We start from the raw sequence: 25,883 nt of genomic DNA, 5'->3' as shown, positions 1-25,883 counted from the left end.
TGCTATAGATTATGTAATACATTTTTAATGGAAATCAGGTACCACTTTTGCGTTTCAGTACTCCGCGTACTTCGGGTGAGGCGCTTAGAATACCGAGATGGCGGAAGCGACCGATCGCTTGCTCGATGAGATCGGGCGTGACGTCATCGGCAATGCTACAAAAGCCTGTGATATTAAGCTCTAGCTGCCGTCCCTCGGCGATAGTCTTTTCAAGGTCCGCACGATTTAATATGGCGGCTCCCAGCACAAACGAACGCTTGGGCTTTACCTCGGCCGTTGCTGGTACCGGCGTGGTCGGTTCCTCTGCGAGAAGCCGATGGGCCACCAGCGCCATTGACCATTTCAGCTCCCCTTCAACTTCGTGTGGTTCTTGATATTTTTCCAGGAGCGTATTGATCTCGGAGAGCAGCGCTCTCATTTCTTCTACATTGGCATACAGATTGACAGAGGCAAGTTCCATCACGGTTGAGCCGTTTTTTACGTTAGGGCTTTCACTGACGATAGTTTTGATGGCTTCTTGCTCTATCTTACGAAACCATCCCTGTAATGCCATGGTGATCTCGTCTGCTGGTGCTGTATTCAGGACTTCAGGGGCTACCCTGATATCTTTTGCTGTAGCACGGTAATATTTTTCGAGGATACCTCCCTTTTCTCGCGTTTCTACCAGTCTGATGACTCCAATGCGCTCAAGCGCATGGACGTGATAGTGCGTTTTCGCAGACGTTTCGCCCAGCACTTCACCGATTTGTGTCGTTGTCATAGCCATATGGGCAAGTAGCTCGATGATGCGCAAACGTAGCGGATCAGAGATCGTTTTGACCTGTTCTATCGAGGTCAGTGTATAGGTTTCCTGGATGTCTTTCATTTTTTTTCTCGATCAAAAAAATTTTATCGGTCAAATTTATTATAATGACTAAATTTATTGTTGTCAAGGGAATGGTTGTTCAGGCATGCGGTTAAAAGCTATTTTGCGGCTGGTGACAGTTTATATGTATGCAGTCCCAAAAAATGAGTAGTAATATACAAGACAACTTACGTAGAAAGAATGTATAATAGCTACATGTTCTGTTTTTCATTAGCATAGAGTGGAAGGCTTGTTGGAATGCTAACAAGGGATTTTTTTCTCGGTGTTCTTATTTTTGTTTTATCTGTTTTTGTCGTGTATCTTCTTCAGGCTTATCATTTGTTGTTTGCGATGCGCTACATTATTGCGATTGAGGCCATCTTATGCGCGTTGACGTTTGGTGCTGAGGCCTGGCAGTGTGATGTTCCCTGGCGTGGTAAAAGCAAATTATTCTTAAGTCTCTTCCCATTTATCTGCGTGCTTTTGCTGCTTTTGCCATTTTCGCCCCTGACTTATTTTCCTCCTGAAAATCAGACGGTTGATGTGTTGAACACCATCGGTATGGTGTGGGAGGCTGGATGTGGTTGCCTCTTGCTCTGCTTCACAACCTTTTTTGCGATCAAGGTGCAGAAGTTTTTCACCGAGGTGGCCTCGGTAGAAGTGCTCCATTTCCAGGAATGACTGAGTAGCGTCGCACGCTCGCGTGCGATGTCCCTGGAACTCGTACGAGACAGTTGGATCTCGGCGTGCCACGCGGGCGTGCCTGATCGTACGTCGAGTGGACATCGCACGCGAGCGTGCGACGCTACTTTTGGTCGCAGATTAGTCGGCCCTTTATCCTCAGTGGATCGGTTCTGGTGATGCATTGGGAGCTTTTTCGTGGAGGGAGAGATGTTGTTCCTCCAAATCTAAATCTTGCTCCATCTTGTGGAAAACTTCATCATTGATTTCTCCGGTTGCACGCAATCTGATCAAGGTGCTGCGCTCTTCCTGATGTATCTCTTGCAGGATATGATGGAAGTTGGCGCGGAATTTATGATTTTTTTGTTTGTCGAAATCATCGGCCTTACTTTGTTCAACCATGGCGAGTTTCTTTTCGTAGTAGGTACTGAGATTTGTCATATACTTCTGTATCTCTTCATCCTCGTCCTCTTCATCGTTAATTTCTCTTTGGAGCTCATCCAACTTCAGGAGAGCCGCTTGCGTCGAAGCTGTGATGGCTATCCTTGTTTCTATTTTGACGCTGGGATCGTCGCTCACCTTGAGCCATTGGATCAGGGGTCCTAAGGTGAGCCCCTGGACAAGTAGCGTGAAGAGGATGACTCCAAAGGTCAGAAAGATCAGTAAATCTCGGGCCGGAAACGGTTGCCCGGCGCTAATAATGACTGGAATTGCCAGCGCAGAGGCGAGCGAGACGCCACCACGCATTCCAGACCAGCCGACGACCATTGCGTAGCGCCAGCTAATGCCGCGTTGTATTTGAGGATTGTAACGATGCAAGAAACGTACGAATGAGACGGTGGCGAATGACATCCCTATCCGTACCAGGGTGATGGCCAGGCTGACCAGGACAATATATGTGATGATCGAGAGTAATGTGTAGTGAGATAAGATGACTAGCAAGCTCTGTAATTGAAAACCGATCAACAGAAATATGAAGCTGTTGAATATAAAGGTGAGCAGATTCCAGAATGCATTGGCCTGGAGTCGTGTTTCGGAGGAGAAGAAGGTAGCCGATTGCCTACCCAGATAGAGTCCCTCTGCGACCACTGCCAGTACTCCAGAGACTCCCAGCGTTTCCGCCAGCAGATAGGCCGCAAATGGCGTGATAGCTGTAATAATGATCTGGCTGGTGGTATCGTTGAGCTGCGTATGTAACCAGGATACGCAGATGGCGATCCCCAATCCAATGAGCAATCCTCCCACACTGACGATGACGAATTCCATACTGGCCGAGGCGAGCGAAAAGCTGCCGGTTACGGTTGCGCTAATGGCAAAGCTATATGCCACCAGACCTGTAGCATCGTTGACCAGGCTTTCTCCCTCGATAAGGGAGGCGATGCGGTTAACAAGTCCTTGTTTGCCAATAATGGCGCCAGCGGCAACGGTATCTGTGGGGGAGACCACCGCACCGAGGACAAAGGCAACCGGCCATGGGATGCCGGGGATACAGGTATGGACCAGAATGGCCACGACTATCATCGTTACCAGCACGAGTCCAATCGCCAGGATTAAGATGAGGTTTATCTCCTGACGGAAATTACGCCAGGAAGTCCTCCATGCCGATGAATAGATGAGTGGTGGCAGGAATAATACCAGGATCAGGTCAGGCTTTAACTCGATGCTGGGTAAGCCTGGGATGAAGCCTAGAATACCTCCTCCTAGCACCAATAGTACAGGATATGGTATGCTTAGACGAGCAGCCGTTGTTGCCAAGAGCACAGTTGCTATGAGTAGCAGTAATATAAAGAGAACTACTTGATCTAAAGCCAAAAGCTACGCTCCTTTTACATCTACCGCAGCGAAGTACTTTGCCCTTTATCAACATCGAACTGCACTGAGATTCTTCTCAAGCTGTGCTTTCGAGGCTTTTTATCCGCTACGCCTGGGACATATCTTACAAAGAATTTTATTATATCTCACCCTGACTATTTTTGAAGTCCAACGGTTATCATACCGGATTGGTTGAAACGAATTGCCAATCGATGTTGCTGTGGCTTTTGTTTTTGACGTATGTTGTTTTGCTGACGATGATTATATGTACGCATTCCTCTCTGATGAAACTTGTTCGTTTGTGTGGAACGTGTATCATAAATACATGAGTCTAGCTGCCGTGAAAGAGAATAATTAGGTATATGACTATAACCACAAAGCCGCGCGTGCTTCCAGAGAGCGATACGGTTGCGATAAGTGCAGATCGTCTGATCATTGCGACGAATCGAGGTCCTGTTGAGTACGATAAACGGAAAGACGGAAAGCTGAAATCGCGTCGAGGTTCGGGAGGAGTGGTCACGGCACTGACCGGGACTGTGCGTCATATGAACGCGACCTGGGTGGCTTTGGCAATGACCGATGGTGATCGTGAGGCGCTCAAAGAGGCTGAAGATGGAGTGCTTTCATCTCCTATACCTGATATTCGTGTCCGCCTACGCTATGTAGCAGTCTCGAAGTCCGCATATCACAAACATTACGATATGATGAGTAATCGCGTACTCTGGTTTACGCAACATTATATGTTGGAACAGGCTGAAGATGCCTTTACTTCAGAGAAGATGCTGGACGCCTGGGAGAATGGCTACACCAGGGTGAACCAGGCGATTGCGGATGCCATCAATCTGGAGATAGAACAGGGATCTGGCAAAGCTCTGGTGATGTTGCACGATTATCATTTTTATTTAGTTTCAAGGATGATTCGCGAACGCAATCCAGACATTACCATCCAGCAATTCATCCATATCCCCTGGCCTGAGAGCCGCTATTGGGCCTCCTCGCTGCCCACCGATATCACCAGAGCTATACATGAGGGTCTGCTCGGCAATGATATTCTGGGATTCCAGACACGCTCGGATGCCAGAAATTTCTTCGAAGGTGTACAGAGTCTGCTTGAGGATGTCGATATCGACCGCGAGCAAGGATCGGTCTCCTGGCATGGACACACTACCTTTATTCGCGATTATCCCATCTCCATCTCCGTTGACGACGAACGCCGTCAGATTGCCTCGACGGCTGGCAAGCGAGCCAGTGAGAAGATCAAACCCCTGCTGAATAAATATACCATTATGCGCGTAGATCGCGTGGAACCGACAAAAAATATCGTCCAGGGTTTTCTGGCTTTTGAGACGCTCCTGGAACAGCATCCAGAACTACAAGGGCAGGTAAACTTTATTGCTTTTTTGATCCCCTCACGTCAATCGTTGCCCATGTATCGTCGCTATCACGAAGAGATGATGAAAGTAATTGAGGATATCAATCAGAAGTATCAGCGTGATGATTGGTTGCCTATCCGCGCCTTTGTGCAAAATGATCGCGTGATGGCGCTGGCAGCCCTCCAATTTTACAGTGCCCTTCTTGTCAATTCACTCATCGACGGCATGAATCTGGTGGCGAAAGAGGGTGCAGCTGTGAACACAAATGATGGCGTGATCGTACTCTCGCGTACCAGTGGTGCCTTTCAGCAACTTGGCGATGCCTCCATCTCCATCTCACCGGCCGACCGCGTAGAGACGGCTGATGCGCTCTATAATGCCCTGACGCTGCCCATAGAGGAGCGCAAGAAATTAGCGCAGCGTGCCCGTCAAGAAGTAGAACAGAATAATCTGCATCATTGGATCACCCAGCAAGTCGATGATATAAATAATCTCTTGCAGACCCGCTGACGTTTCTGTTGACAAAGTGCGCATTGTTCTTTATGCTTGATGGATAATAGAAGTTCTGTTATGTTTCTATTGACACTTGCACAGGGAGCATATGCATGTTTGAGCCATTACGTTTTAATAAACTCCTCAAAGCTGTACCGGGCCTCAGTCACCTTCAAATGACGCCGAAGGCGGCGCATCATGCGAAGTCGCGCATCTACGAACAGATTGATGTTGATAAAGTGCAGAAGTCGGGACATGGTGGTAAAGAGACGCATCATGTCCATGAAGATATCGTCAAAGAGGTGCGTGTCGACACGCATAAGGCCACGGCAACGCATGCGGCTCGCAAAAGCATTACCGAAGATATCAAGGTGAAGAAGGTTGAAAGCGTCAATGGGAAAGAGGTTGGGACCACCGAGACGCTGACTCACGTGCATGCCACAGTCTTTGGCGTTGCTGAGATTGAGATGACACCACCTCATCCGCCACGCGAAGACACGCCTCTCTACGTCAGGACGCATAATCATCTCGTCAATAAATTGGACTCACCCTGTGCCATCTGTGGAGTACGTAAGTCAACTCTAGATAATCCCAGGGAAAATCCCTTTAAAGCCCAGGCCATGGAAACGCATCATTATCCAGTCGAGCGTAGCCTCTTGAATGCTTGCGACCCTAAAAAAATCCATATTGCCTTTGCGCAGGTGAAAGATCACCAGACCCTGGAAGAATTCATCGATTCGGAAGCGAATATCATGGTCTTATGCGATATTCATCATCGCCATCCGCACTATGGCATTCATCATCTGCTCGCCCAGGACTTTTTCATCCAGCCCTATCTCTTTGGCGGCTATCAGGTTGTGGCCGACGAAGATGAGCAGCAGAAAGTGCTGGCCTCCAATGAGCGCGTGATTCAAAGGCATACGCAAAAAAAATAAAAAATAGCGTCGTACGCTTGCGTACGATGTCCCACTTGACGTACGATCAGGCAGGCCAGCGTGGTGCGCCGAGATCCTGCTGGCTCATACGAGCTACTGGGACATCGTACGCAAGCGTACGACGCTACTTTGGTTAATCGAGATAATCTTGCAAATGATGTGTATAGCTCAACTGACGAAGCTTGCGTAGTGCCTTCGCCTCGATTTGTCGAATGCGCTCACGTGTGACATTAAAGGTCTTGCCCACCTCTTCGAGAGAATGGCTCTGACCATCAACGAACCCAAAACGAATCTGAATAATTTTGCGCTCACGCTCGGATAGATTATCCAACACCTTATTGATCTGCTCTTTGAGCAACTGGCGATCTGCGCCTTCTGTTGGTGTGGTTGTGGTCTCATCTTCGACGTAGTCGCCCAGATTCTTATCGCTGTCCTCGCCGACTGGAGTCTCCAGACTGACGGGCCTCTGGTTGACATGGATAATCTCCAGCACCTTCTCGGTCGAGATACCCATCTTTACTGCGATCTCTTGCGGCGTTGGCTCGCGTCCCAGCTCCTGTACCAGGCTGCGGCTGACACGGCCCATGCGATTGATCGTTTCTGCCAGATGGACAGGGAGGCGTATCGTCCGTGCCTGATTGGCGATTGAGCGGCTCACTGCCTGCCGAATCCACCACGTGGCATAGGTACTGAACTTATAGCCCTTGGTATAATCGAACTTATCGACGGCCCCGATCAAGCCAGTATTGCCCTCTTGAATTAAATCCTGGAGGGATAATCCACGGCCGGTATATTTCTTGGCCACACTGACGACCAGTCGCAAATTTGCCTCAATCAGATGGCGATGCGCCTCATCTGATTTGTCCATAATGTGACGATCGGGCTGAATATTTAAGTAGCGGGCACGCTCTACCTCAAGCTTACCTCGCTCGATAGCTTGTGCCAGACGAACCTCTTCTGCTGCAGTCAGCAAAGGAGCGCGACCGATCTCGCGCAAGTACATCGCGACCGAATCATCGACGTCGCTCGTGCCCGCGATCAGGATCTCATGCTCCTTATTTGTATCGCCAGCCTCTATATCTTCGATATCCTCGTCCTCCTCCTCGTCCTCTTCCACAAACGTCTCGCTATCTGTAGCCTGACCATGAATATCGTCAATTACATCGTACTCTGAAGCTATTGGCAAGGTATCCATGCCAAACGGAAGCGTTGCCTGGTATCTGTCTGTATCTTGTTCTTTTAGCATAGTCACCATAGGAATCTCCATTATAGAATAATTACTACTCAAATAAATACACGGGCATGCGACATTCAAGCCAGATAATCTGGGTGGACACGCTCAGCTGCTGGTATGTATGATAGACGACCGACACTGAGAAAAACTTAAAGGTGCGATCCAAATGGCGGCTTTTACCGCTATCGAGATCAGATAAATGAACGAGAGTAGTCGGGGAAATTCTGGAGTATGCTGCCAACAAGTGTGCCTGTCCTATAAGTAGAGGCAGTATGCATCTCAAAGTACTATCGATTATGATAACAGAATAAATTGCTTTGCTATTCCCATTCTCTACCTCAGTCTATAAATTGGAAAACCTTCGGGCATCTCAATATGTTACCACTGCTCGCGCAGGGAATATACGCAACAAGAATGATCGTCACGACGCTCATTTTTTGAAAAGGTCGATAGCGCTGGCTTCGAATGTGACAAACACTTTACGAATTATACCATATACCACTGTTTGTATGCTTGTAGAATCGCCATGACTGTGAGTTTTGGGCTATTAAGTTGCAATTTTGTGGTAATGGTGTCTATATCAGCCTCCCTATCAGCATGATTTTTCGGCCCGATGCTGCCCTTGCGGGCTGAAAAGATGGCCGCTTATTTTGTGATCGGTCGACACGCTGCACTTTCAACGTAACTTTTCTGGTATAATACGTTACAGCACCAGTAAGACGTAAAATGTAGTGCTATTATTCTATTATAGTGTATGTAAATAATACCCAGGTTCCAGGTATAAGAGATGGAGAGATTTTGCTATGAGCGAAAATTTCAGTGATCATGCAGCCAGTCGGCGTTTCGGTGTTGAGCGTCCAGATCCACAGGGGAGCGAAATCAATCGCCTCCACAGTAGCGTTGCTACCCAGCCATTTCGACCATTGCCTGCGCCCACGGGTGCTGCTCCCTATCATGTGGAGCTGGAAAACATCCTACCGGCATCAACTATGCAGAGTATCCTGGCAGCTAAAAAGATGGTTTTCCATACGATCGGCGACACCGGCGGTGTGAAGAATCCGGCGGATCAACAATTGGTCGTGTCGCATATGGAGCATGATCTTGCGGCTCCCAATCTTGCTGACCGACCAGCTTTTTTCTATCATCTGGGCGACGTCGTTTATTATTATGGTGAAGAAAGCCAATATTATCCCCAGTTTTACGAACCTAATGCGCATTACTCAGCTCCCATCTTTGCCATTCCGGGCAACCATGATGGAGACCTGATCGATCAATCTGTGCCCTCGCTGCAGGCGTTTGTCGCCAACTTTTGTACCAAAGAGCCTCAAATTGCCACCGCGTCCGGAGACGCACCACGCGATACCATGACGCTTCCCAATGTCTACTGGTCTCTTAACACGCCATACGCCACCTTTATTGGGCTCTACACAAACGTCCCTGAAGGCGGTTCGCTTGACGCTACGCAGATTGCCTGGTTCCACAATGAATTGAAACAGGCCCCTAAAGACAAAGCACTGATCGTTGCCATGCATCATCCTATCTACTCAGCAGACAGTCATCATTCTGGGAGTAAGTACATGGAAGGCATCCTCGACTCCGCCATGGATGCCACTGGACGTATCCCTCATCTTGTCCTTACCGCACACGTGCATAATTATCAACGCTTTACGCGCGAGTATAAAGGAACGACAATTCCCTATCTGGTTGCAGGATCGGGTGGATATTGGAATCTTCACTTGATGCTGGCCACGATTAGAAATCCCACCACGCCCATCCAATTTCCCTACCAGTTGCCAGATCGTCCCGATGTCAGCCTGCAAGCCTTTAGCGATACCCGCCATGGCTATCTCAAGATGACAGTTACGCCTGACGCCATCCAGGGTGAATACTATACGGTTCCTCGTTCACACGAGTCCTGGAGCGCTCCTGCCGCCCTGTTTGATCAATTCTCCATCCCACTCTCGCAGGCGCGCTAAGATGGCTCTCAGGCTTATCTCATATGTACGTATAGGATATTGGTTCCGACACTCTTTCTCGTCCGAAGGCTTGGGGTGATACGTTAAAGAAGTACACAACGGCAATTGCGCGTGTGATGAAGATAGATTGTGTTGGAGGCAACATTATGTCAATACAAGTAGTCACTGTCGCGAGAGATTATGGGAGTGGTGGTGGTGAGATCGCTCGCTTGCTGGCGACAAAATTAGGTTGGCATCTGTTTGATCGGCAGGTGGTGAGCAGTGTGGCGCAAAAGTTGGGCATCTCGGAGGATGCAGCGGCGGCTCGCGATGAGCATGCCGATAGTTTTGTACAGCGTATCCTGGATGCGATGCAATTTAGTGGTCCTGTCTACGCGCCGATCATTATGCCTGAGACAGAGACTCCAGTGGTGATCGGTGCCAGGCAGTATCATGAGGCTCTACGACAGGAGTTGCTGGCGGCTACGGAGATTGGAAATGTGGTGATTGTTGGCCGAGGGGCGCAGATCCTGTTGGCTTCACGTCGTGACGTCTTGCGTGTGCATATTGTCGCTCCGCTTGAACAACGCATTGCCTATGTGATGCAGCGCGAGAACCTGGATAAAGCTGGTGCGCAGGCTCGTATTGAGCAAAAAGATCAGAGTCGCCGCCGCGACATTAAAGAGCAATATCATCGCGATCCCGATGATGCACAGATCTATGATCTTACTATCAATACTGGTGTCCTTGATTTGAACAGCGTGATAGATCTGATTCTCCTGGCCTTAGAGCGTAAGGAGCAGCGCTTGACGGTGCCAGAGGAGAATCTGGGTCCCAAACAGGGCCTCTCCTCCTATCCGGGTCTGTCAGACGTTCCCGCAACGGAGTAAGGCACAAAAGATTGTCATCAGTAAAGGAGCTCTCTGGAATACGCGTCCAGAGAGCTCCTTTATGTGCGGCGGTTGCATACGGATGATAGCGCAGACTTTACTACTTACGGTTCATCTTCAGGCATTTCTCGTTCGTCGGTATCGGTATCGGGTGCGGCCGTCTCTTCGAGTAGGACTTCGGGAACATAATTCTCAACAGGAGCCTGCGCATTCTTTTCTATATGACTCCGCTGGCGATCGAGCCAATTGAGAAGATCCAATGCCTCTTGTGGCGTGAGCGTCTGTCGGACGCCTTCTCCTGTGATAGCAAGCATACCTTGCTCATGAAGTTCCACAAAATGTTTTCCCAGATCGCGTGTGCTCACTGTATTATCCTTCCTAATAGATCAGAAAGTGTGAAAAATAAATAGCTACGAAGAGATCTACTTCACCTCTTTATAAGGTCGCTATATTTCCTATTATACGTTTGTCTCCGCGTATTTGCTACAATTTCTCTTGGCTGTACGGCCTGGAATAATATTTGTGACTTGTTCGTTATCAATCACAACTGGCAATCCTCTATGGAGAATGCCAAATATGGAAAACATCGTGCGCTACCCCTGTTCACAAACGAGAATTAGCAGTAAAATGAAACGAGTGCCAGTTCCGGGAATATTGGAAGAGTGGATGGTGTTTTAACCAGTACAATCCGTATCGTAGCAAACAAACATTGTAGGTAGCGAGCTATTTCGTGAAGAAATATAGCAGTTTGGCAATCTTTTAGAAAGACTGCCAGATAGGGAATAAAAATCGTCTCGGCATCGTTTTATTAGGTAAGTAAGCAATAAGATGACGCGAGTGCTAAAAAAGCAAATCCCCAGGACTCGCCACCGTTGCAATGCTTTATGGATCATCACGCGGAGATCATCACTGGATGGTTTCCAATGGACATAAAGAATGAGGAGCATAAAAATACATGAAGTGTGAACGCTGTCAGAAGAACCCGGCTCAAGTTCGCGTAGAGGCAATGGTAAACGGACGCCGTGAATCCCATTTCCTGTGCCAATCCTGTGTCGAAGAAGTAATGGACACGATGAACCAGATGGGCGGCTTCGGTGATTCAGAAGTACCCGGTGCTCCATCTCCTTTTGGCTTTACATCAAATAACAATAATACCTTAGGTTCAGCGTCTCGTGCAGGTGGAGTAAACACTGCGACGGCTGAGAAGCAGACCAAGCAGAGTAAGACTCCGACGCTTGATCAATATGGACGCGATCTGACCTCAGACGCGGCCGAGGGCAAACTCGATCCCGCTGCGGGACGTGAGCGTGAGCTTCGTCGCATGATCACCATCCTGGGACGTCGCCAGAAGAACAATCCAGTCTTAATCGGGGAGCCCGGTGTTGGTAAGACTGCTATCGTTGAAGGATTGGCTCGCAAAATCGTGTCTAACGAGGTTCCTGCGACCTTGCGTGGCAAGCGTGTCGTATCGCTAAACATGGGTAGCATGATTGCCGGCGCCTCATTCCGAGGACAATTCGAGCAGCGTATCAAATCCATTCTGGAAGAACTACGTAACGCTCCTGAGATTATCCTGTTTATCGATGAGCTGCATACTGTGGTGGGTGCCGGTGCCTCTGAAGGCTCGGTGGGTGCTGCTGATATGATTAAACCTGCTCTGGCTCGTGGCGAGTTACGCTGTATCGGCGCAACCACGCTGGATGAGTATCGTAAACATATCGAGAAAGATGCTGCTTTAGAGCGTCGTTTCCAGCCTGTGAAGGTCGATGAGCCATCCGAAGAGGAAGCCATCGAGATGCTGAAATTGCTGCGACACAATTATGAGTTGCATCATGGAGTCAGTATCACGGACGAGGCGATCGAAGCCGCCGTCAAGTTGTCGAATCGTTACATCAACGATCGCTTCTTGCCAGACAAAGCCATCGACGTGATGGACGAGGCTGGTTCCGCTTTGATGCTCGATGCCTCCGAGAGGGGTCTGATTAGTCCCTCTACTCTGGAGAAAGAGCTGGCCGATCTGCAACAGCAGAAAGAAGCTGCCGCAGAAGCTGAAGATTATGAGCAAGCTGCCAAACTTCGTCAGCAAGAGCTGGTCACTCTGCAGAAGTTAGAGCGAGCGCGTAGCCAGAGCGATCAGATGGTCTCCCTGCTGGTAACTCCAGAGCAGATTGCCAAAGTTGTGGAGATGTGGACCGGTGTTCCCGTAAGCCAGATGCTGGATAGCGAGCGCACAAGTCTCCAGAGCCTCGAAACGGATCTGCGCGCCAGAGTTGTTGGCCAGGACGAAGCGATCAGCGCCGTGGCGCGCTCTATCCGCCGTTCGCGAGCTGGATTGAAAGATCCTAATCGCCCAATTGGATCGTTCCTGTTCTTAGGACCAACCGGTGTCGGTAAGACCGAACTGGCGAAGGCGATCGCCGCCGAACTCTTCGGGGGCGAGGATCACATGATCCGACTGGATATGTCGGAGTACATGGAGCCACATACCGTCTCGCGTCTGTTTGGTAGCCCTCCCGGATACGTTGGCCATGATGATGGCGGACAGCTCACCGAGCAGGTACGTCGTCGACCATACAGCGTTATCCTACTGGACGAGGTTGAGAAAGCTCATCCCGAAGTCTTCAACTCACTGTTGCAGATCATGGATGATGGACGCTTGACCGATGGACAGGGTCGCACGGTAGACTTTAAGAACACGATTGTGATCATGACCAGTAACGCTGGAAGCTCTGATCTCAAGCGAGCTGTTAACATAGGCTTCACCACGAAAAAGGGTGACGATGCTCGCAGCGAGCAGTTCGAGATCATGCGCTCCAAAGCCATGGAGGGATTGAAGCGGGCGTTCCGACCGGAGTTCATCAACCGGATCGATCAGATTGTGGTCTTCCACAGCCTGGGCCGAGAGGAACTGTATCGCATCGTTGATCTGATGGTTGCTCAAGTGCGCACGCGCTTGCAGGAGCAGAGGATCGAACTGGTTGTCAGTGACGAAGTGCGCGACTTCTTATTGGAGGTCGGCTTCGACGAAGAGTATGGAGCTCGTCCATTGCGCCGAGCTATCCAGACCCACATCGACGACGCGCTGGCAGATGCCATCCTCGATGGTGCTGTTGCCAGCGGACAACAGGCAATCCTGAGCATGGACGAGGGCAAGATCGTTGTTCAGTCTCAAGAGAGGGTGCAGGCATAAGCATCCACGTTTAAGATCGTCATACAGAAGGGAGGCTCGTTGCTTAATTGCGACGAGCCTCTCTTTTTGCGTTTTTATTTAAAAATATGCCATTGATCATCTTTGCTTGTCAGTATGAAGACGCTTGTAGGATAGGAAAAAAATCCTTGTTATTTGGTCCATTTTTGATGAACTGGTCGTTTTTTGTTAATATACTTTTGATGAAATAATAATTTCTCCGAATATACTTGTGCGGAAGTAAAAAAGCCAACGAAAAGGGATTAAATGCGCTGTATCAATCATAGTGGACGCAGCATATAAAGGAATATCAGTGAAAAACGACGAACAGCAATTACCGCAGGGGCCAAAGCCTCAGCAGCCACCATATCAAGGCTGGTCATATGATCAACAACAGCCAAAGGTGTCGCCCCCGCTCGGGCCGCCACATCCTGGTCCATATGCAAATTATCCCGCTCGACCAGCGGGGGCACCATTTGAGCAATCGGGTGCGGGCTTGCCGCCAGCCGCATATAATCCTGATCTCACGATGAACATGGGTGGTTCACTTGGCTACACTCAGGGACTACAGCACAACGCGATGAATATCGCACAGCCCTCTCAATCCTTGCCACGCATACGTCAGGAGCGCTTGCAGCAGCTGCGCCAGGAGCGTTTACGTCGTCAGGGTGGGCAAGCGGTTGGGAGCGTCTCCATGCCGGGCTTGCCAGACGGCAAGCACACGCTGCCTCCCAGGCCACCGTTTGAGTCACCTGGAGGTCCTGCGATTACTCCCGTGAGAGCGTCCACGGTGGCACCGGCGGATTGGTCATCTGCCAGCAGCCGTACGAAATCAGGAGCACTGCTACCCAACGGCAGGTTACAACGCTCAGCCGCACCTGCTCAGGATACCGCATCGATCCAGCGCGTCAGGATGGGACGTGTCTCCACTTTAATTAGCGGCGCTTTTATGCTCAGTAGCATCCTGGGACTGGTTCAGACGTTTCTTTTTACCTATATTTTCGGTCGCTCCGCATCAGGAGAAGCTTATTTACAGGCGTATCTTATCCCCAATCTGATCTACACGGTGATCTCTGGAGGAGCACTGGGCTCTGCCTTTATTCCTGTCTTTACGATGTACTCAGAGAAAAATAAGGATGATAAGACGGCCTGGCATGTGGCGAGTAGCACCTTGAATCTCTCCAGCGCAATTATGATTGTGCTGGCGATTGTCATGATCTTTCTTGCTCCTGTCCTGGTACCGCTCTACAGTAAACCCAACGAGGTTGCGCTGATTGTGACTCTGACGCGTATTATGCTCATCCAGGCGGTTGTGCTCGGATCGGGCGTGATCGTTGGTGCGATCTTAAATACAAAGCAGGATTTTACGCGCACTGCTCTTGGAACTGTACTGTATAATGTGGGCTTGATTTTCGGTCTGATCATCGGCTTCTTTCTGACCTTTCATGCTTCTCAGTCAAGCTCACCCTCTAATGTCGCCGTGTATGCAGCCACCTGGGGTGTTGTGCTTGGTGCCATCTTACAGGTAGGAGTACAAATCCCCGGCCTCTTCAAGGTCGACATGCAGTATAGTTTTGTTTTTGACTGGAAGCATCCGGGTGTGCATAAGATCGTTCGCCAGATGATTCCGCGTGTGATTAATGCCATGATGCTCTCGTTCAGCACAGCGGTGGATCGCTATCTCCTCTCCTTTCTCGTCGCCAATGTACTGAACTCATACATGCAAGCTTTCTCCATCATGGTCATGCCGATCACCCTCTTCGGTTCATCGGTCTCCACGGCAGCCTTCCCGACTATCGCCAGCTACGTCGCCAAAGGACGGCTTGAGCGTGTGCGTACCATCATCATGGAGACGCTACGCGGCATCCTCTTTTTGATAATTCCTTCCAGTGTCGGACTCGCCGTCCTATCGTTTCCCATCGCGCAGGCGTTGCTAGAACATGGAAATTTTGATTACATCGCGACACAATACTCCTCAGTGGTCCTGCTCTTTTTTGCCATCGGTGTACCAGCTCAAGCAGCCATCGAGATCCTCACGCGTTCCTTCTACGCCTTGCAGGATAGTAAGACGCCTGTCATCATCAGCGTGATCCAGTTTATTATCAAAATTGCTCTGAGCTTGATTCTTATCAACCTGGCAGTTTTCGGCGTCCAATGGGGCATGGGAGCTTTGGCTCTCTCCACATCCATCGCGGCCACGCTTGAGGCTCTGGCCCTGTTTATTCTGCTGTATCAACGCCTCGAAGGATTTGACTTACAGCCGTTCCTGCGCTTCTTTGGACGTGCCTTCATGGCATCGGGAGCGATGGGCATCGTCTTATTCTTAATGCGCCTCATCCTTGACCGTATCATCGATACTACCAGCATGCCACGTCTGGAGATTGGTGGCATTTTCCAGGCTCTGATTAAACTGCTGATCGAATTGGGTTTTGGCTCGGCAGCATTCCTGGTCGCCGCTCGCCTGCTCAAGATGGAGGAAATGAATTCTGGCCTGGTACGTCGCGTGCTCAATATGCTCAAGATTCCCTGGCTTTAGATCCGTGCTTTTGTATTCACCCGCTCACCAACGTAGCGTCGCACGCTCGCGTGCGATGTCCCTGTAACACGTATGAGACAGCAGCATCTTGGCGAGCCACGCTAGGGAGCCTGATCGTACGTCGAGTGGGACATCGCACGCGAGCGTGCGACGCTACGTCATCGCTTCGCTCGACTTTCTCTCTTTCCAAAACACATCCCATGGGATATACTTGAGGGAACAATATTATCGAATAAAGCATCAAATTGCTGCTAGGGGAGTCTGAAGACTGAGAAGTGGACGTATGTAAGCGTCCCTGACCCTATGAACCTGATCTGGATGATACCAGCGGAGGGAAGTAGCACGTATCTATCTCATCACCGTTTGTCTGTGCCAGAACTATGAACAGGCAGGTTGTGCGTGATTGGCAGGTCGTGGCCGCTACCCTCCAAGGGTAGCGGCTTTTTCTATGCCTATCGTCGATATGGATAAGAGAGACTATTTCCTGGCAGGCAGTCGTGGCGTGGCTAGCTGTCCAGGGATATTGAAGATCTTACGAGGTGTCTGATGGATGCTGTTCACGTGGATAGTTCTGCGCTGGCAAAATTATCCGTGATGGGTGTTACGAAAATATATCAGGAGGGGAAGCGTCAGGTTGAAGCGCTGGCGTCCATTGATCTGACGATTGCTCCGGGAGAGTTTGTCTCTATCATTGGACCAAGCGGCTGTGGTAAGAGCACGCTTTTCAATATTATCGCTGGTGTGGAGTCGCCGACGGCTGGAGTATTGGTCATCGATGGCGATCAAGCCGGCGAGCGAGCCGGAAAAGTTGGCTATATGCCGCAGCAGCCTCTGCTGTTGCCCTGGCGTACGGTGGAGGAGAATGTGCTGCTGGGTTTGGATATCCGGCACGTTCCGCGCAAGGAGGGACAAAGACAGGCTCATGATTTATTAAAGCGTTTTGGCTTGCTCGAATTTGCGGAGAGCTATCCATCGGCCTTATCGGGAGGGATGCGCCAGCGCATCGCCTTGCTGCGCACGGTCTTATTTAACTCTTCATTTCTTCTCCTGGATGAGCCTTTCGGCGCTCTTGACGCTTTGACGCGTATCAAGTTGCAGATCTGGCTCCTCGACGTCTGGCAGAGTTTCCATTCCAGCGTTCTATTTATCACCCACGATGTGCGCGAGGCTATTCTACTCTCTGATCGTATCTATGTCATGAGTGCTCGTCCAGCCTCGATTGTACGCGTCATCGACGTCGACCTGCCGCGCCCCAGGAAGCAGGAGGATCTCGCCACGGCACGAGCGATCCAGCTGGAGCAAGAGTTGCTCTCGCTGCTCATTGAGGAGCAGTCGCTATGACGCTCAAACGGATTGCAGGTTTTGGACCGGCCTTTGTGCTGGCCGTGACGCTTTTTGTGCTCTGGGAACTTGTCGTGAAGACGCAACTGGTTGCCAGTAACTTATTGCCTACTCCTGTTTCTATCGTACGGGCGTTGATCGACAATTGGAATGTACTCTCTGTACACACGCTACAGACGACGCTAGAGACCGTGTTGGGACTGGCTGTGGCAACTATCCTTGGATTGCTCCTGGCCGTCCTGATCGATCTCTCACTGTGGCTGAGACGTGCATTTTATCCACTCCTGATCATCTCGCAGACAATTCCTATGGTGGCGCTGGCTCCTCTGCTGGTGATCTGGTTTGGCTTCGATCTGGCACCCAAAGTGATCGTTGTCACGCTGTATTGCTTCTTTCCTATCGCCGTGGCCTGTGCCGATGGTCTGGCAAGTACCGATGGCGATCTGATGAAGCTGTTGCATAGCATGAAGGCAACGCGCTGGCAGACGCTCTGGCTGGTACGCTTACCTGGAGCAATGCCCTCCTTCTTCTCCGGCCTGCGTATTGCTGCTACCTACAGTGTCACTGGAGCCATCGTTGGCGAGTACGTGGCGGCGCAGCAAGGACTCGGCATCTATATGGAGCTGGCATCGCGTTCGGATGCGATTGTGCTTGTTTTTGCGGCTATTGTTGTTACCGCCATCTTGAGCCTGTTGCTCTTCGGACTGGTTTCTCTGCTTGAGAGTATCGCTTTACCGTGGTATCGACGCAGAGTGCAGAAGTAATCTCACCATTTATTTATGGAGGCAAACATTATGAAATCCCGTGCTCGTATCTTTTTAACGCTGGGGATTCCTGTTCTCATCATTTTAATCATCGCTGGTATCTATCTCGTGCAGCAGCGCGGAAGCGCGGCCAATACAGCGTCACAGGCAACGTCCAACAAGCCGCTCACGACCGTGACGCTGGCCCTGGATTGGACTCCCAATACCAATCATACGGGCTTGTATGTGGCACAGTACAAAAAGTGGTATGCCCAGGAAGGGATCGATTTGAAGATCCTCCCGTACTCTTCGAACGTCACTCCTGACGTCCTGGTCAACTCGGGCAAAGCCGATGTCGGTATCAGCTCGACAGAATCGATCGTGGCCGACGCCGCTGCTGGCCAGCCTGTCGTCTCAATCGCAGCTATCTTGCAGCACAACACATCATCGCTGGCGGTGCTGGCGGACTCCGGTATTAAAACTCCACGTGACCTGGATGGTAAGACCTATGGAGCTTTCGGAGCACCGTATGAAAGCGCGGTTGTCAGCCAAATTATCCAGAAAGCTGGCGGCAAAGGCACTTTTAAGAGCGTCACCTTGAACATCGATACCTTACAGGCCTTGAAGAATCACAGCATCGATTTTGCCTGGATCTTTGATGGAGCTGAAGGTATCCAGGGTCAAGACGAAGGCATCAAACTAAAAACGTTCCCCATCATCGACTTTGGCATCCCGGACTACTACACACCGACCCTGGTCACCAGCTCCAAAGAGATCAAAAGCAGCCCTGATCTGCTTAAACGCTTTATGGCAGCGACTACACGTGGTTACGAATATGCCCGCCTTCATCCCGAAGAATCGGCTCAGATATTGATTGCAGCCACACCCAAAGGAACCTTTAGCGATACGAAATATGTCGTGGACAGTCAGACGTATCTCAGCCCGCGCTACGCCGATACCGGACGTAAATGGGGCCTTCAGGATGCGGCCGCCTGGCATGGCTATCCCCAATTTATTCTCGACAAAGGCGGCGTACAAAATGCCGAGGGCAAAGTGGTGAAGAGCCTGGATCTCAACGCGTTATATACCAATCAGTTCTTGCCATAAGCATCTGAGAGGGGATGGGTTAAGATTGTGTCGTAGAAAAGCAGTTCGAACTCGTGACTGAGGCGGATGGCTTGTGTGATTCTGCGACGCTCCTCTGCATCTGTGTAGCGCTGTAGGAGTTGCTCATCGATCGGAGCGACGTGCGCCTCGATCTCCTTATGGCCTGAAAAAAACATTGTCTGTTCAGCTGTCAGGCCATAATGGATGCTGAAAGCGGGGACGATCCGCAAGCAGATCTGAATAAAGATATCCTCGCTGGCACTGACGGCGGCCAATTTTTCTCCTGGAGAGCCATAGGCCAGCATCCAATAGAAATAGTTCGTGAGAGCCATACAGCCTGCCAATGGTTGAACGTCATCAAAATCCTGCTGCTGCAATCCCAGAGCGGCACCGAAGGTCAGCAGCGTCTGGATACCTCCCACTTTGGGGATCAGCTTCTGGATCAAGAGTTCCTGCGCTGCGAGATCGGTTGCGGCTGCGATCGAGAGGGCGTCGAGGCGATATGCCTGACGTACCAGCCACCAATCCTGCAAAGCGAAGAGGCGCAAGCGTTCGCGTGGTAGCGTGCCCTGTTCGATCTGCTGCCATAAGGGATGGTAAAGCAGTTTATGACGTAATGTTTCCAGGTTTTCGGTCAGGATGGTATCAGCAAAACTCATAATTAAAAGTACCCATTCTAGTCTCTCTATGCTATCTTTATGAAAGCATCCACGAGTGGATGCGGTGCGGTGGAATATCAGTAGTAGTATACGGTATGATTGGTAGAGTGAGAACCATTATTTATCCTCGCCAGACTATGGCGAGATATTTTTATTGCATGCAGCAAGAGGAGCTTCGAGATCCATGCCAGTAGTAGGAGTCGTGCTGATTATTGTCCTTGTCCTTATCTGTATTGTCCTGATAAGTGCCAGCCTGATTTTTTATCGTATCGCTGTCTATCGCCAACCCAAGACTTTTCTGGTGAACAATCCCGACCTGGAGCAGGTTACCAACGTAGATACCCCCGATACTCCTGATGTTCCAGTGACCGATCTTGAATGGGTTAATGCGCAGCCGTTTGAGATCCTGGAAATAAAATCCTATGATGGCTTACTGCTCAAAGGTTATTATCTGGCAGCGCCAGCGCCTACGACAAAGATTGTCATGCTCGCCCATGGCTATACGGGCAATGCCAAAGAGAATATGGGATCGCTTGCTCAGATGTACCATGAGGAGTTTGGCTTTCATGTATTTATGCCCGATGCGCGAGGTCATGGTATCAGCGAAGGTAGCTACATTGGGATGGGATGGCATGATCGTCTTGATTATATCAAGTGGATGCATCTGCTCATGCAGCGTATTGGGGATGAGGCTCAGATTGTGCTGCATGGCATCTCAATGGGTGGTGCGACGGTGCTGATGGTTAGCGGAGAGCAGTTACCTGCTCAGGTTCGATGCGTGATCGCTGATTGCGCCTATACTTCGGCAGCCGACATTCTGACGTATCAATTGAAACGGCTGTATAAACTGCCACCATTCCCTTTTTTTCCCTTGACCAGCCTTGTCTGTAAACTGCGCGCTGGCTATTTCTTTGGAGAAGCTTCAGCGCTCAAGCAGGTCGAGAAAACGGTCGAGCCAATCCTGTTCATTCATGGAGCAGAAGATACGTTTGTGCCGACTGAAATGGTGCATCGGCTCTACGATCGCTGTCCAACCTATAAAGAGATCCTGGTAATCCCCGAGGCTGGCCACGGACTGGCATATTCTACGGACCCGACGAGCTACACGCAAAAGGTAAAACTGTTTCTGGAGCATTTTGTGTCGTAGCTAGTTGCCTATCGCGTTCCATGTGGTAGTGGACCGGCTTTAGGACGCTGTTGGCGAAATCGGTTGAGATGACTATACCAGCTTCTATCAGTTTGGAAGGGTACTATGATCAGGCTCATCGGAAGATGGATCCTGCTCCCACACACGTCCTCTTGTCAGGACAAAATTCGCCAACAGAGTCTTTTGGCGCATCCATCTATCCGCCATGCGCGATATAGGTACATCGGGAGAGCGCTTCACCACCATGTGAAACGCTCTCCAAAATGTTTGGTGCAGTGGATGCTATTGTCCGGCGTATTTTTCGAGCGTGAATGCTGCCAGATGCTGGACGTGATCAAAAATCCAGAGACTTCCTCCCACGCGCTCTCCGCTGCTGGGATCAAATGTGCCATTGTACATCTGGACGCTCTCGCTATACAGGTTGTTCAGGATGGTGTTGGTATTCGCGTCGTTCATTGCAGGATTCTTATCCTTTTTGGTAATCTTGACCGCTTCCGTCGCATTGAGTAACTTCACGGCATTCTGTCGCATCTGCTGCAATATATTGCCCTCGGCGTTCAGGCTATCGCTGAGCTGAAGTATCTGTTTGGCCTCATCAGGCGTGGTAGCAGGTGCGCTCTTGAAGCCGCCGAGATGGGTTTGCAACGATTTGATATATCCTGGAGGATTATCATGCTCCGGATTCAGTTCGAGCAGTCCGACTTTGACCGCTTCCTGATTGATACCCTGTGTATTGGTTTGCAAGATGGTTGCATTTGTGACATCTATGCCGACATCGGTGCTGCCGTCGATATAATCGAGCATGTAGACCGCGTCGGCTTGCAAGGTTTTGAAGTTTCTTGTGGTCCAGGCGTTGTAGGCCAGGAGATTGATATAATTTGTGTTATTGAGTAACCAGTAGGCCAGTCCTCCCTTAACCTGAAGCTTGGTTAGCTCCGGATCAGAGTAGAGGAGATGCTTGAGATGATCCAGGTGTGTTAGCGTACTCATGTTAGCCATATTACTACTATTGCTCATATCGGTGCCAGAGGTGTCCTGAGGGATGGCGGCATAGTAGCGCCAGAATTTCTTATCCATATTTGGCGTGCTTGGCGGTATGCTGGCGCTCTCCTCCGTGATCAGAACGCGACTGCCCAGAGCCAGGAGATTGCTGCCGTTGGGACTGGTATATGTGAGTTGTGTCTTGCCGTTTTCGATTGGCGGCATTTGATCCAGGCGCAATGGATTGCTTTCCTGCTGATCGATGTCCGGGAGCAGCCAGGCGTAGTAGCTGTTGCCGCTGGCTGGAGCGACGAGATTATTTAAGTCGATCTCGATGCCATCGTCGATGCTGTCGGTGCCTGTACCTTTCACCAGGGCCGAGCTGGTGAAGTACGCGTATCCAACTACTGGATTTGGCACGGGCTTGACCGGCTTGGGCGCGAGATAGATACTGGCTGCGGCGACAATCGCTATCACTGCCAGAACTGAGATGATGGCGATCAGCAAGGCTTTGAGGCTGATGCGAGACTGTATGCTTCTAAATTTTGGCTGGCGAGGCGCCGAGAGCGTTGGATGATCAAATTGTGAGGCCGAGGTCCTGGGTTGGCTTCCGGCCTGGCGCGAATTGGATATCTGCCGATGCGAAGATATGGATCTTTTACTGGGCAACTGTGCCGGGAATTTATCTGTGTCATGAATAGAAAAGGTGAATAAAAGTTTTTCTAGCGTTTTAGGATAGTCCTGGTAGAGATTATATGTGTTGAGCGTTGATAGGGCTGGCGGTATGGGGACTGAGAGCTCTTCTGGTCCTGGAATGACGCGTACCATCCCCTGAAGGGTCCCTTGTTCGACTAATTTACGTGCCGCATTATAGAGAAGACTGGTTCTTGAAGCCTGAAGAGTGGCAGAAGTTTGTGCAAAAATGATCCATTGACAGGTGGGCAGCTCGCGGGTCAGAAATTGTACAAACTCATTATCTGCCTGATTGGGCGGCTCAATTATAAATGTAGCCCCCGCTGCTTGTAAGTCTCGCGCCAGCTGTTGCATGAGATTCGTGGCTGGACTGGGACCATCTTCTGGATAATAACAAATAAAGATACGCGGCTCATTCACCGTTAGCCTCCTTATGTTGTAGAAGAATAACTTATTTAAAAATTATCAGGCATTTAAGTATAACTGGAAGTATAGCAGAGTGTGGTATACTTCTCAAGTAAGAGTCCTATATTATTCCATATAAAGAAATAAAGATGTTTGTGTTGCGATGTGTCAGGTGTACTGATTTAGGGGAGCTTTGTGATTATGAATGGTATGCTCTATACGCAGCCTGCGACTTCTCTTACGCCAGCGCTGATTATTTATCTGATTGATGCGAGCCATTCTATGAATGATCCATGTGGAGACTTGACAAAAATCGAAGTCGTGAATAAGGCCTTGCGCGATGTGATTAAAGATATGGTGCGCCGCTCTATGCGTGATGGTCTGGTTCAGCGACGTTATAAGGTGGCGATCTTTGCCTATAGCACGAAGGTGGTCGATGTCCTGGGAGGCATTCGCGATCTTCCCGAACTGGTGCGTGAGGGCATTCCTGTCCTCAGCGCGGGCGGCGAGACCGATACGAGTGCTGGCTTCGAAGCCGTAGAAGCTCTGCTCTTACAGAATATTGCCACCTTTCAGACCTGTCCGGCTCCGCTGGTCTGTCATCTCACCGACGGACTCTTTACAGAAAGTGATCCCTCCGCCATTATCCGGCGCATTCAAGCTATGTCCGTAGAGGATGGTCCAGTCTTAATCGAGAACGTCTACGTTGCCGATAAGATGTTACGTAGCCCGGTCTCTGATTGGCATACCTGGGGTGGCGTGCTTAAGCCCAATCAATTGACGAATGACTATGTACGCCTGCTGTTTCAACTCTCATCGCCGCTTCCCGAGACCTATCGCTTAAACATCAACAATTATGGATACCGCTTGCAGAGCGGAGCTTCACTCTTTTTTCCGGGCTTTCATTCCGATCTGGTGCGCCTGGCATTCGCTGTCTCTTCTGCCACTCAATTGAAATAGCGAGCCATGCAATTGTCTGCGATTGGAGGTGTTTCATGCGCCGAACTGGTGATCACGCTCTTTTCAGTGTCACGGAGACAGATCAGCTGACCGATACTTTTGTGCACGTTCCGCTGGGTCAGACGGTAGAGGCTCGTCTCTTTTCCTCGCGTTGTCATGAGGCGCAGAGCCAGTCTTTGCCTAATCAGGACTACGCCAGGATCATCTATCAGCAGAATGATGCTTCCCTCTGTTTTTGTCTCTGTGATGGCGTGGGGAGTTCGTATAAGGGCGATTTCGCTGCTCATTACCTGGCGACGCGTCTGGTGAGCTGGTTGCATGGTCTCTCTGATCTGCGTGCCGGTCCACTCAAGCTTGGACGCTCTTTGCGGGAATATCTGAACGGGCTCGCGCCGCCTGCGCAGGAGGAGTTAGCCTCGCAACCTTTCCCTGAGGATATTCCTCCTCTGGTTCAGGAGGTGCTATCAGAGCTGCTCACTGACTATGGGAGCGAGACGGTCTTTCTTGGTGGACGCCTGGATTATGCCGCGAGCGCTACTGCACAACGGACTCAATCCTTCTGGCGTCGTTCCAATCCTCCTCTCGGACGTGCTTTTTTCTGCTGGATGGGAAATGTCTCAGCGCAATTGTCTACGACTCCAGAGCATGCCATTATGCTTGGTGATAGCACTGATCGGGATGGTCGCTGGTCAACGCGACACGGCTGTCGAGGGACACTGCGCGTCTGGAAGCGCTCGCTACGCGCTCTTGAGCGGCTGGTTGTCTATACGGATGGCTTTGAAGAACCTGACTTATCGCTCTTTGATGCGATGGGTGATGCGTGGTCGACGCAGGCACAGCAGTTGCTCACTGTGCCTGCCCAGGATGATATGACGGCATTGGAACTTCACTGGCAGTATGCCATTCATCAAAAGGCGGCACAATCATGAATATGTTTAATCCCCAGGTCGGTCTGATGCTCCCAATTGGCTCGGCGTATTATCGTTTTTTGCCTCATCCCTACTTTCCAGAGGACGAGCAGGAGGTGTTTGTGATAGAGGGAGGAGAAGCCTTTGTATATAAGATTCAACACATGGGCCTCAAAACGTTCTATGCACTAAAGGTGATGAAGCCTGGTTATCGAGATGCTTATATGGTCAAGGTGGCGCAATGTCTGACGCAATATACCTCGCTGCCGGGCCTCTTTCTGGCGCAGCGCTCGTGCCTGACGCGTGAAAACTATCCCGAGCTGGTCAAGCGTTTTCCTGATCTCGAATATGCGGCCCTGTTCCCCTGGATTGAGGGGCGGACCTGGGCTGGCTTGATGTCTGATCCAGTTGCGAGTTCCCTCTATACGCTTGCAGACGCTAAAAATCTGGCGCGAGCCATGGCCTATGCGCTCTGGAATCTGGAGGCGCATTCTCTGGCTCATACCGATATCGCAGGCAGCAATGTGGTGCTTGGTCCTGATTTCAAGCAGATTCAGCTGATTGATCTGGAATCTTTATATATCGCTGGCATCAAGTTACCGAAGAAGCGCAGTCACGGCTCGCCGGGCTATCAGCATCCGGAGCAGGATGAGCGCGGACAGTGCCGCCTCGATGGCGATCGCTTTGCGGGAGCGATTCTGCTGACGGAGATGTTGACCTGGTGGAATCCTGCGGTACGTGCTCAGACTCCTGATGATGCCGAGTCCCTTTTCTCGTCGCGTGAGCTGCAAGCTGCCGATGAAACCGTGCGCTGGCGGCGCGTGCGTCGGACACTGGCGCAGCTCGATGAGTCTCTGCTGGACCTTTTTGATCAAGCCTGGTATTCCGCCTCTCTGGAGGAGTGTCCCGATTTTGGGACGTGGTCGATGACTCTGGCTTCGGTTTTCTTGTAGTATCATTGCAATTTTTGGGCCGATGCTGTAATTTATAAGGGATAATG

Annotated in this window: 20 protein-coding genes and 1 riboswitch; of the genes, 14 read left to right on the top strand and 6 right to left on the bottom strand. The window is 50.4% G+C overall.

Annotation, left to right across the window (positions count from 1 at the left end; all coding sequences use genetic code 11):
* Nucleotides 1-34: 34 nt before the first annotated feature.
* Nucleotides 35-865 carry a helix-turn-helix domain-containing protein gene (locus tag AC27N8_RS07730; protein WP_487065634.1) on the bottom strand — a complete coding sequence of 277 codons (831 nt, stop codon included), beginning with the start codon at nt 863-865 and terminating at the stop codon, nt 35-37.
* Between the two features lie 237 nt (nt 866-1,102).
* On the opposite strand from AC27N8_RS07730, the gene AC27N8_RS07725 reads away from it, so the two are divergent.
* Nucleotides 1,103-1,525: a hypothetical protein gene (locus AC27N8_RS07725; protein ID WP_487065632.1), complete on the top strand. Its 423-nt coding sequence runs from the start codon at nt 1,103-1,105 to the stop codon at nt 1,523-1,525.
* Between the two features lie 159 nt (nt 1,526-1,684).
* Here AC27N8_RS07725 and AC27N8_RS07720 read toward each other — a convergent pair whose 3' ends face one another.
* Nucleotides 1,685-3,337, bottom strand: coding sequence for a Na+/H+ antiporter (locus tag AC27N8_RS07720; RefSeq protein WP_487065630.1), 1,653 nt, complete (start codon nt 3,335-3,337; stop codon nt 1,685-1,687).
* Between the two features lie 362 nt (nt 3,338-3,699).
* Here AC27N8_RS07720 and AC27N8_RS07715 point away from each other — a divergent pair, with 362 nt between their 5' ends.
* Nucleotides 3,700-5,220 (top strand): alpha,alpha-trehalose-phosphate synthase (UDP-forming), encoded by a 1,521-nt coding sequence (locus AC27N8_RS07715; protein ID WP_487065628.1) that lies wholly within the window; start codon nt 3,700-3,702, stop codon nt 5,218-5,220.
* Nucleotides 5,221-5,315: 95 nt separating this feature from the next.
* Nucleotides 5,316-6,137: a hypothetical protein gene (locus AC27N8_RS07710; protein ID WP_487065626.1), complete on the top strand. Its 822-nt coding sequence runs from the start codon at nt 5,316-5,318 to the stop codon at nt 6,135-6,137.
* Nucleotides 6,138-6,270: 133 nt separating this feature from the next.
* On the opposite strand, the gene rpoD is transcribed toward AC27N8_RS07710, so the two are convergent.
* Complete coding sequence (rpoD, locus tag AC27N8_RS07705) at nt 6,271-7,392, bottom strand: RNA polymerase sigma factor RpoD (RefSeq protein WP_487065624.1); 1,122 nt, start codon at nt 7,390-7,392, stop codon at nt 6,271-6,273.
* A gap of 782 nt (nt 7,393-8,174) precedes the next feature.
* On the opposite strand from rpoD, the gene AC27N8_RS07700 reads away from it, so the two are divergent.
* Nucleotides 8,175-9,347: a metallophosphoesterase family protein gene (locus AC27N8_RS07700; protein ID WP_487065622.1), complete on the top strand. Its 1,173-nt coding sequence runs from the start codon at nt 8,175-8,177 to the stop codon at nt 9,345-9,347.
* 146 nt (nt 9,348-9,493) lie between these two features.
* Nucleotides 9,494-10,216, top strand: coding sequence for a cytidylate kinase-like family protein (locus AC27N8_RS07695; protein ID WP_487065620.1), 723 nt, complete (start codon nt 9,494-9,496; stop codon nt 10,214-10,216).
* Nucleotides 10,217-10,320: 104 nt separating this feature from the next.
* Here the strand turns inward: AC27N8_RS07695 and AC27N8_RS07690 are convergent, their stop codons facing one another.
* Nucleotides 10,321-10,581 carry a hypothetical protein gene (locus AC27N8_RS07690; RefSeq protein WP_487065618.1) on the bottom strand — a complete coding sequence of 87 codons (261 nt, stop codon included), beginning with the start codon at nt 10,579-10,581 and terminating at the stop codon, nt 10,321-10,323.
* A 590-nt stretch (nt 10,582-11,171) separates the two neighbouring features.
* Between AC27N8_RS07690 and AC27N8_RS07685 the strand changes: the two genes are divergently transcribed.
* The 5 genes from AC27N8_RS07685 (at nt 11,172) to AC27N8_RS07665 (ending at nt 19,130) form a co-directional block, all read left to right on the top strand.
* Nucleotides 11,172-13,406 (top strand): ATP-dependent Clp protease ATP-binding subunit, encoded by a 2,235-nt coding sequence (locus AC27N8_RS07685; RefSeq protein ID WP_487065616.1) that lies wholly within the window; start codon nt 11,172-11,174, stop codon nt 13,404-13,406.
* A 310-nt stretch (nt 13,407-13,716) separates the two neighbouring features.
* Nucleotides 13,717-15,939 (top strand): murein biosynthesis integral membrane protein MurJ, encoded by a 2,223-nt coding sequence (murJ, locus tag AC27N8_RS07680; RefSeq protein WP_487065614.1) that lies wholly within the window; start codon nt 13,717-13,719, stop codon nt 15,937-15,939.
* A 243-nt stretch (nt 15,940-16,182) separates the two neighbouring features.
* Nucleotides 16,183-16,292, top strand: a riboswitch (TPP riboswitch).
* Between the two features lie 193 nt (nt 16,293-16,485).
* Nucleotides 16,486-17,280 (top strand): ABC transporter ATP-binding protein, encoded by a 795-nt coding sequence (locus tag AC27N8_RS07675; RefSeq protein WP_487065613.1) that lies wholly within the window; start codon nt 16,486-16,488, stop codon nt 17,278-17,280.
* A complete protein-coding gene (locus AC27N8_RS07670; RefSeq protein ID WP_487065612.1) occupies nt 17,277-18,044 on the top strand; it encodes an ABC transporter permease in 768 nt (255 codons plus the stop codon). The genes AC27N8_RS07675 and AC27N8_RS07670 overlap by 4 nt, the downstream gene beginning before the upstream one ends.
* Nucleotides 18,045-18,074: 30 nt before the next feature.
* Nucleotides 18,075-19,130 carry an ABC transporter substrate-binding protein gene (locus AC27N8_RS07665; protein ID WP_487065610.1) on the top strand — a complete coding sequence of 352 codons (1,056 nt, stop codon included), beginning with the start codon at nt 18,075-18,077 and terminating at the stop codon, nt 19,128-19,130.
* Here AC27N8_RS07665 and AC27N8_RS07660 read toward each other — a convergent pair.
* Nucleotides 19,115-19,789: a thiaminase II/PqqC family protein gene (locus AC27N8_RS07660; RefSeq protein ID WP_487065608.1), complete on the bottom strand. Its 675-nt coding sequence runs from the start codon at nt 19,787-19,789 to the stop codon at nt 19,115-19,117. The two genes, AC27N8_RS07665 and AC27N8_RS07660, sit on opposite strands and share 16 nt — an antisense overlap.
* A 184-nt stretch (nt 19,790-19,973) precedes the next feature.
* Here AC27N8_RS07660 and AC27N8_RS07655 point away from each other — a divergent pair, with 184 nt between their 5' ends.
* Nucleotides 19,974-20,936: an alpha/beta hydrolase gene (locus AC27N8_RS07655; protein WP_487065606.1), complete on the top strand. Its 963-nt coding sequence runs from the start codon at nt 19,974-19,976 to the stop codon at nt 20,934-20,936.
* Nucleotides 20,937-21,218: 282 nt separating this feature from the next.
* Here the strand turns inward: AC27N8_RS07655 and AC27N8_RS07650 are convergent, their stop codons facing one another.
* Nucleotides 21,219-23,030, bottom strand: a complete 1,812-nt coding sequence (locus AC27N8_RS07650) for a hypothetical protein (RefSeq protein WP_487065604.1) — start codon at nt 23,028-23,030, stop codon at nt 21,219-21,221.
* A gap of 186 nt (nt 23,031-23,216) precedes the next feature.
* Between AC27N8_RS07650 and AC27N8_RS07645 the strand changes: the two genes are divergently transcribed.
* The 3 genes from AC27N8_RS07645 to AC27N8_RS07635 are packed head-to-tail and all read left to right on the top strand — an operon-like array spanning nt 23,217 to nt 25,836.
* The gene (locus AC27N8_RS07645; RefSeq protein ID WP_487065602.1) at nt 23,217-23,975 is read left to right on the top strand and encodes a VWA domain-containing protein; all 759 of its coding nucleotides are present in this window, start codon (nt 23,217-23,219) and stop codon (nt 23,973-23,975) included.
* 35 nt (nt 23,976-24,010) lie between these two features.
* Nucleotides 24,011-24,904 carry a hypothetical protein gene (locus AC27N8_RS07640; protein WP_487065600.1) on the top strand — a complete coding sequence of 298 codons (894 nt, stop codon included), beginning with the start codon at nt 24,011-24,013 and terminating at the stop codon, nt 24,902-24,904.
* A complete protein-coding gene (locus tag AC27N8_RS07635) occupies nt 24,901-25,836 on the top strand; it encodes a serine/threonine-protein kinase (protein ID WP_487065598.1) in 936 nt (311 codons plus the stop codon). The genes AC27N8_RS07640 and AC27N8_RS07635 overlap by 4 nt, the downstream gene beginning before the upstream one ends.
* Nucleotides 25,837-25,883 lie beyond the last annotated feature (47 nt).

Source organism: Dictyobacter sp. Z7_2, assembly GCF_057551105.1.
This window is presented reverse-complemented; position numbering and strand designations above follow the sequence as displayed.

Bases quoted from the DNA above. Each gene is read 5' to 3' on its own strand.
- AC27N8_RS07730 (WP_487065634.1), bottom strand. From the start codon at position 865: ATGAAAGACATCCAGGAAACCTATACACTGACCTCGATAGAACAGGTC.
- AC27N8_RS07725 (WP_487065632.1), top strand. From the start codon at position 1,103: ATGCTAACAAGGGATTTTTTTCTCGGTGTTCTTATTTTTGTTTTATCT.
- AC27N8_RS07715 (WP_487065628.1), top strand. From the start codon at position 3,700: ATGACTATAACCACAAAGCCGCGCGTGCTTCCAGAGAGCGATACGGTT.
- AC27N8_RS07710 (WP_487065626.1), top strand. From the start codon at position 5,316: ATGTTTGAGCCATTACGTTTTAATAAACTCCTCAAAGCTGTACCGGGC.
- rpoD (WP_487065624.1), bottom strand. From the start codon at position 7,392: ATGGTGACTATGCTAAAAGAACAAGATACAGACAGATACCAGGCAACG.
- AC27N8_RS07700 (WP_487065622.1), top strand. From the start codon at position 8,175: ATGAGCGAAAATTTCAGTGATCATGCAGCCAGTCGGCGTTTCGGTGTT.
- AC27N8_RS07695 (WP_487065620.1), top strand. From the start codon at position 9,494: ATGTCAATACAAGTAGTCACTGTCGCGAGAGATTATGGGAGTGGTGGT.
- AC27N8_RS07685 (WP_487065616.1), top strand. From the start codon at position 11,172: ATGAAGTGTGAACGCTGTCAGAAGAACCCGGCTCAAGTTCGCGTAGAG.
- AC27N8_RS07675 (WP_487065613.1), top strand. From the start codon at position 16,486: ATGGATGCTGTTCACGTGGATAGTTCTGCGCTGGCAAAATTATCCGTG.
- AC27N8_RS07670 (WP_487065612.1), top strand. From the start codon at position 17,277: ATGACGCTCAAACGGATTGCAGGTTTTGGACCGGCCTTTGTGCTGGCC.
- AC27N8_RS07665 (WP_487065610.1), top strand. From the start codon at position 18,075: ATGAAATCCCGTGCTCGTATCTTTTTAACGCTGGGGATTCCTGTTCTC.
- AC27N8_RS07660 (WP_487065608.1), bottom strand. From the start codon at position 19,789: ATGAGTTTTGCTGATACCATCCTGACCGAAAACCTGGAAACATTACGT.
- AC27N8_RS07655 (WP_487065606.1), top strand. From the start codon at position 19,974: ATGCCAGTAGTAGGAGTCGTGCTGATTATTGTCCTTGTCCTTATCTGT.
- AC27N8_RS07645 (WP_487065602.1), top strand. From the start codon at position 23,217: ATGAATGGTATGCTCTATACGCAGCCTGCGACTTCTCTTACGCCAGCG.
- AC27N8_RS07640 (WP_487065600.1), top strand. From the start codon at position 24,011: ATGCGCCGAACTGGTGATCACGCTCTTTTCAGTGTCACGGAGACAGAT.
- AC27N8_RS07635 (WP_487065598.1), top strand. From the start codon at position 24,901: ATGAATATGTTTAATCCCCAGGTCGGTCTGATGCTCCCAATTGGCTCG.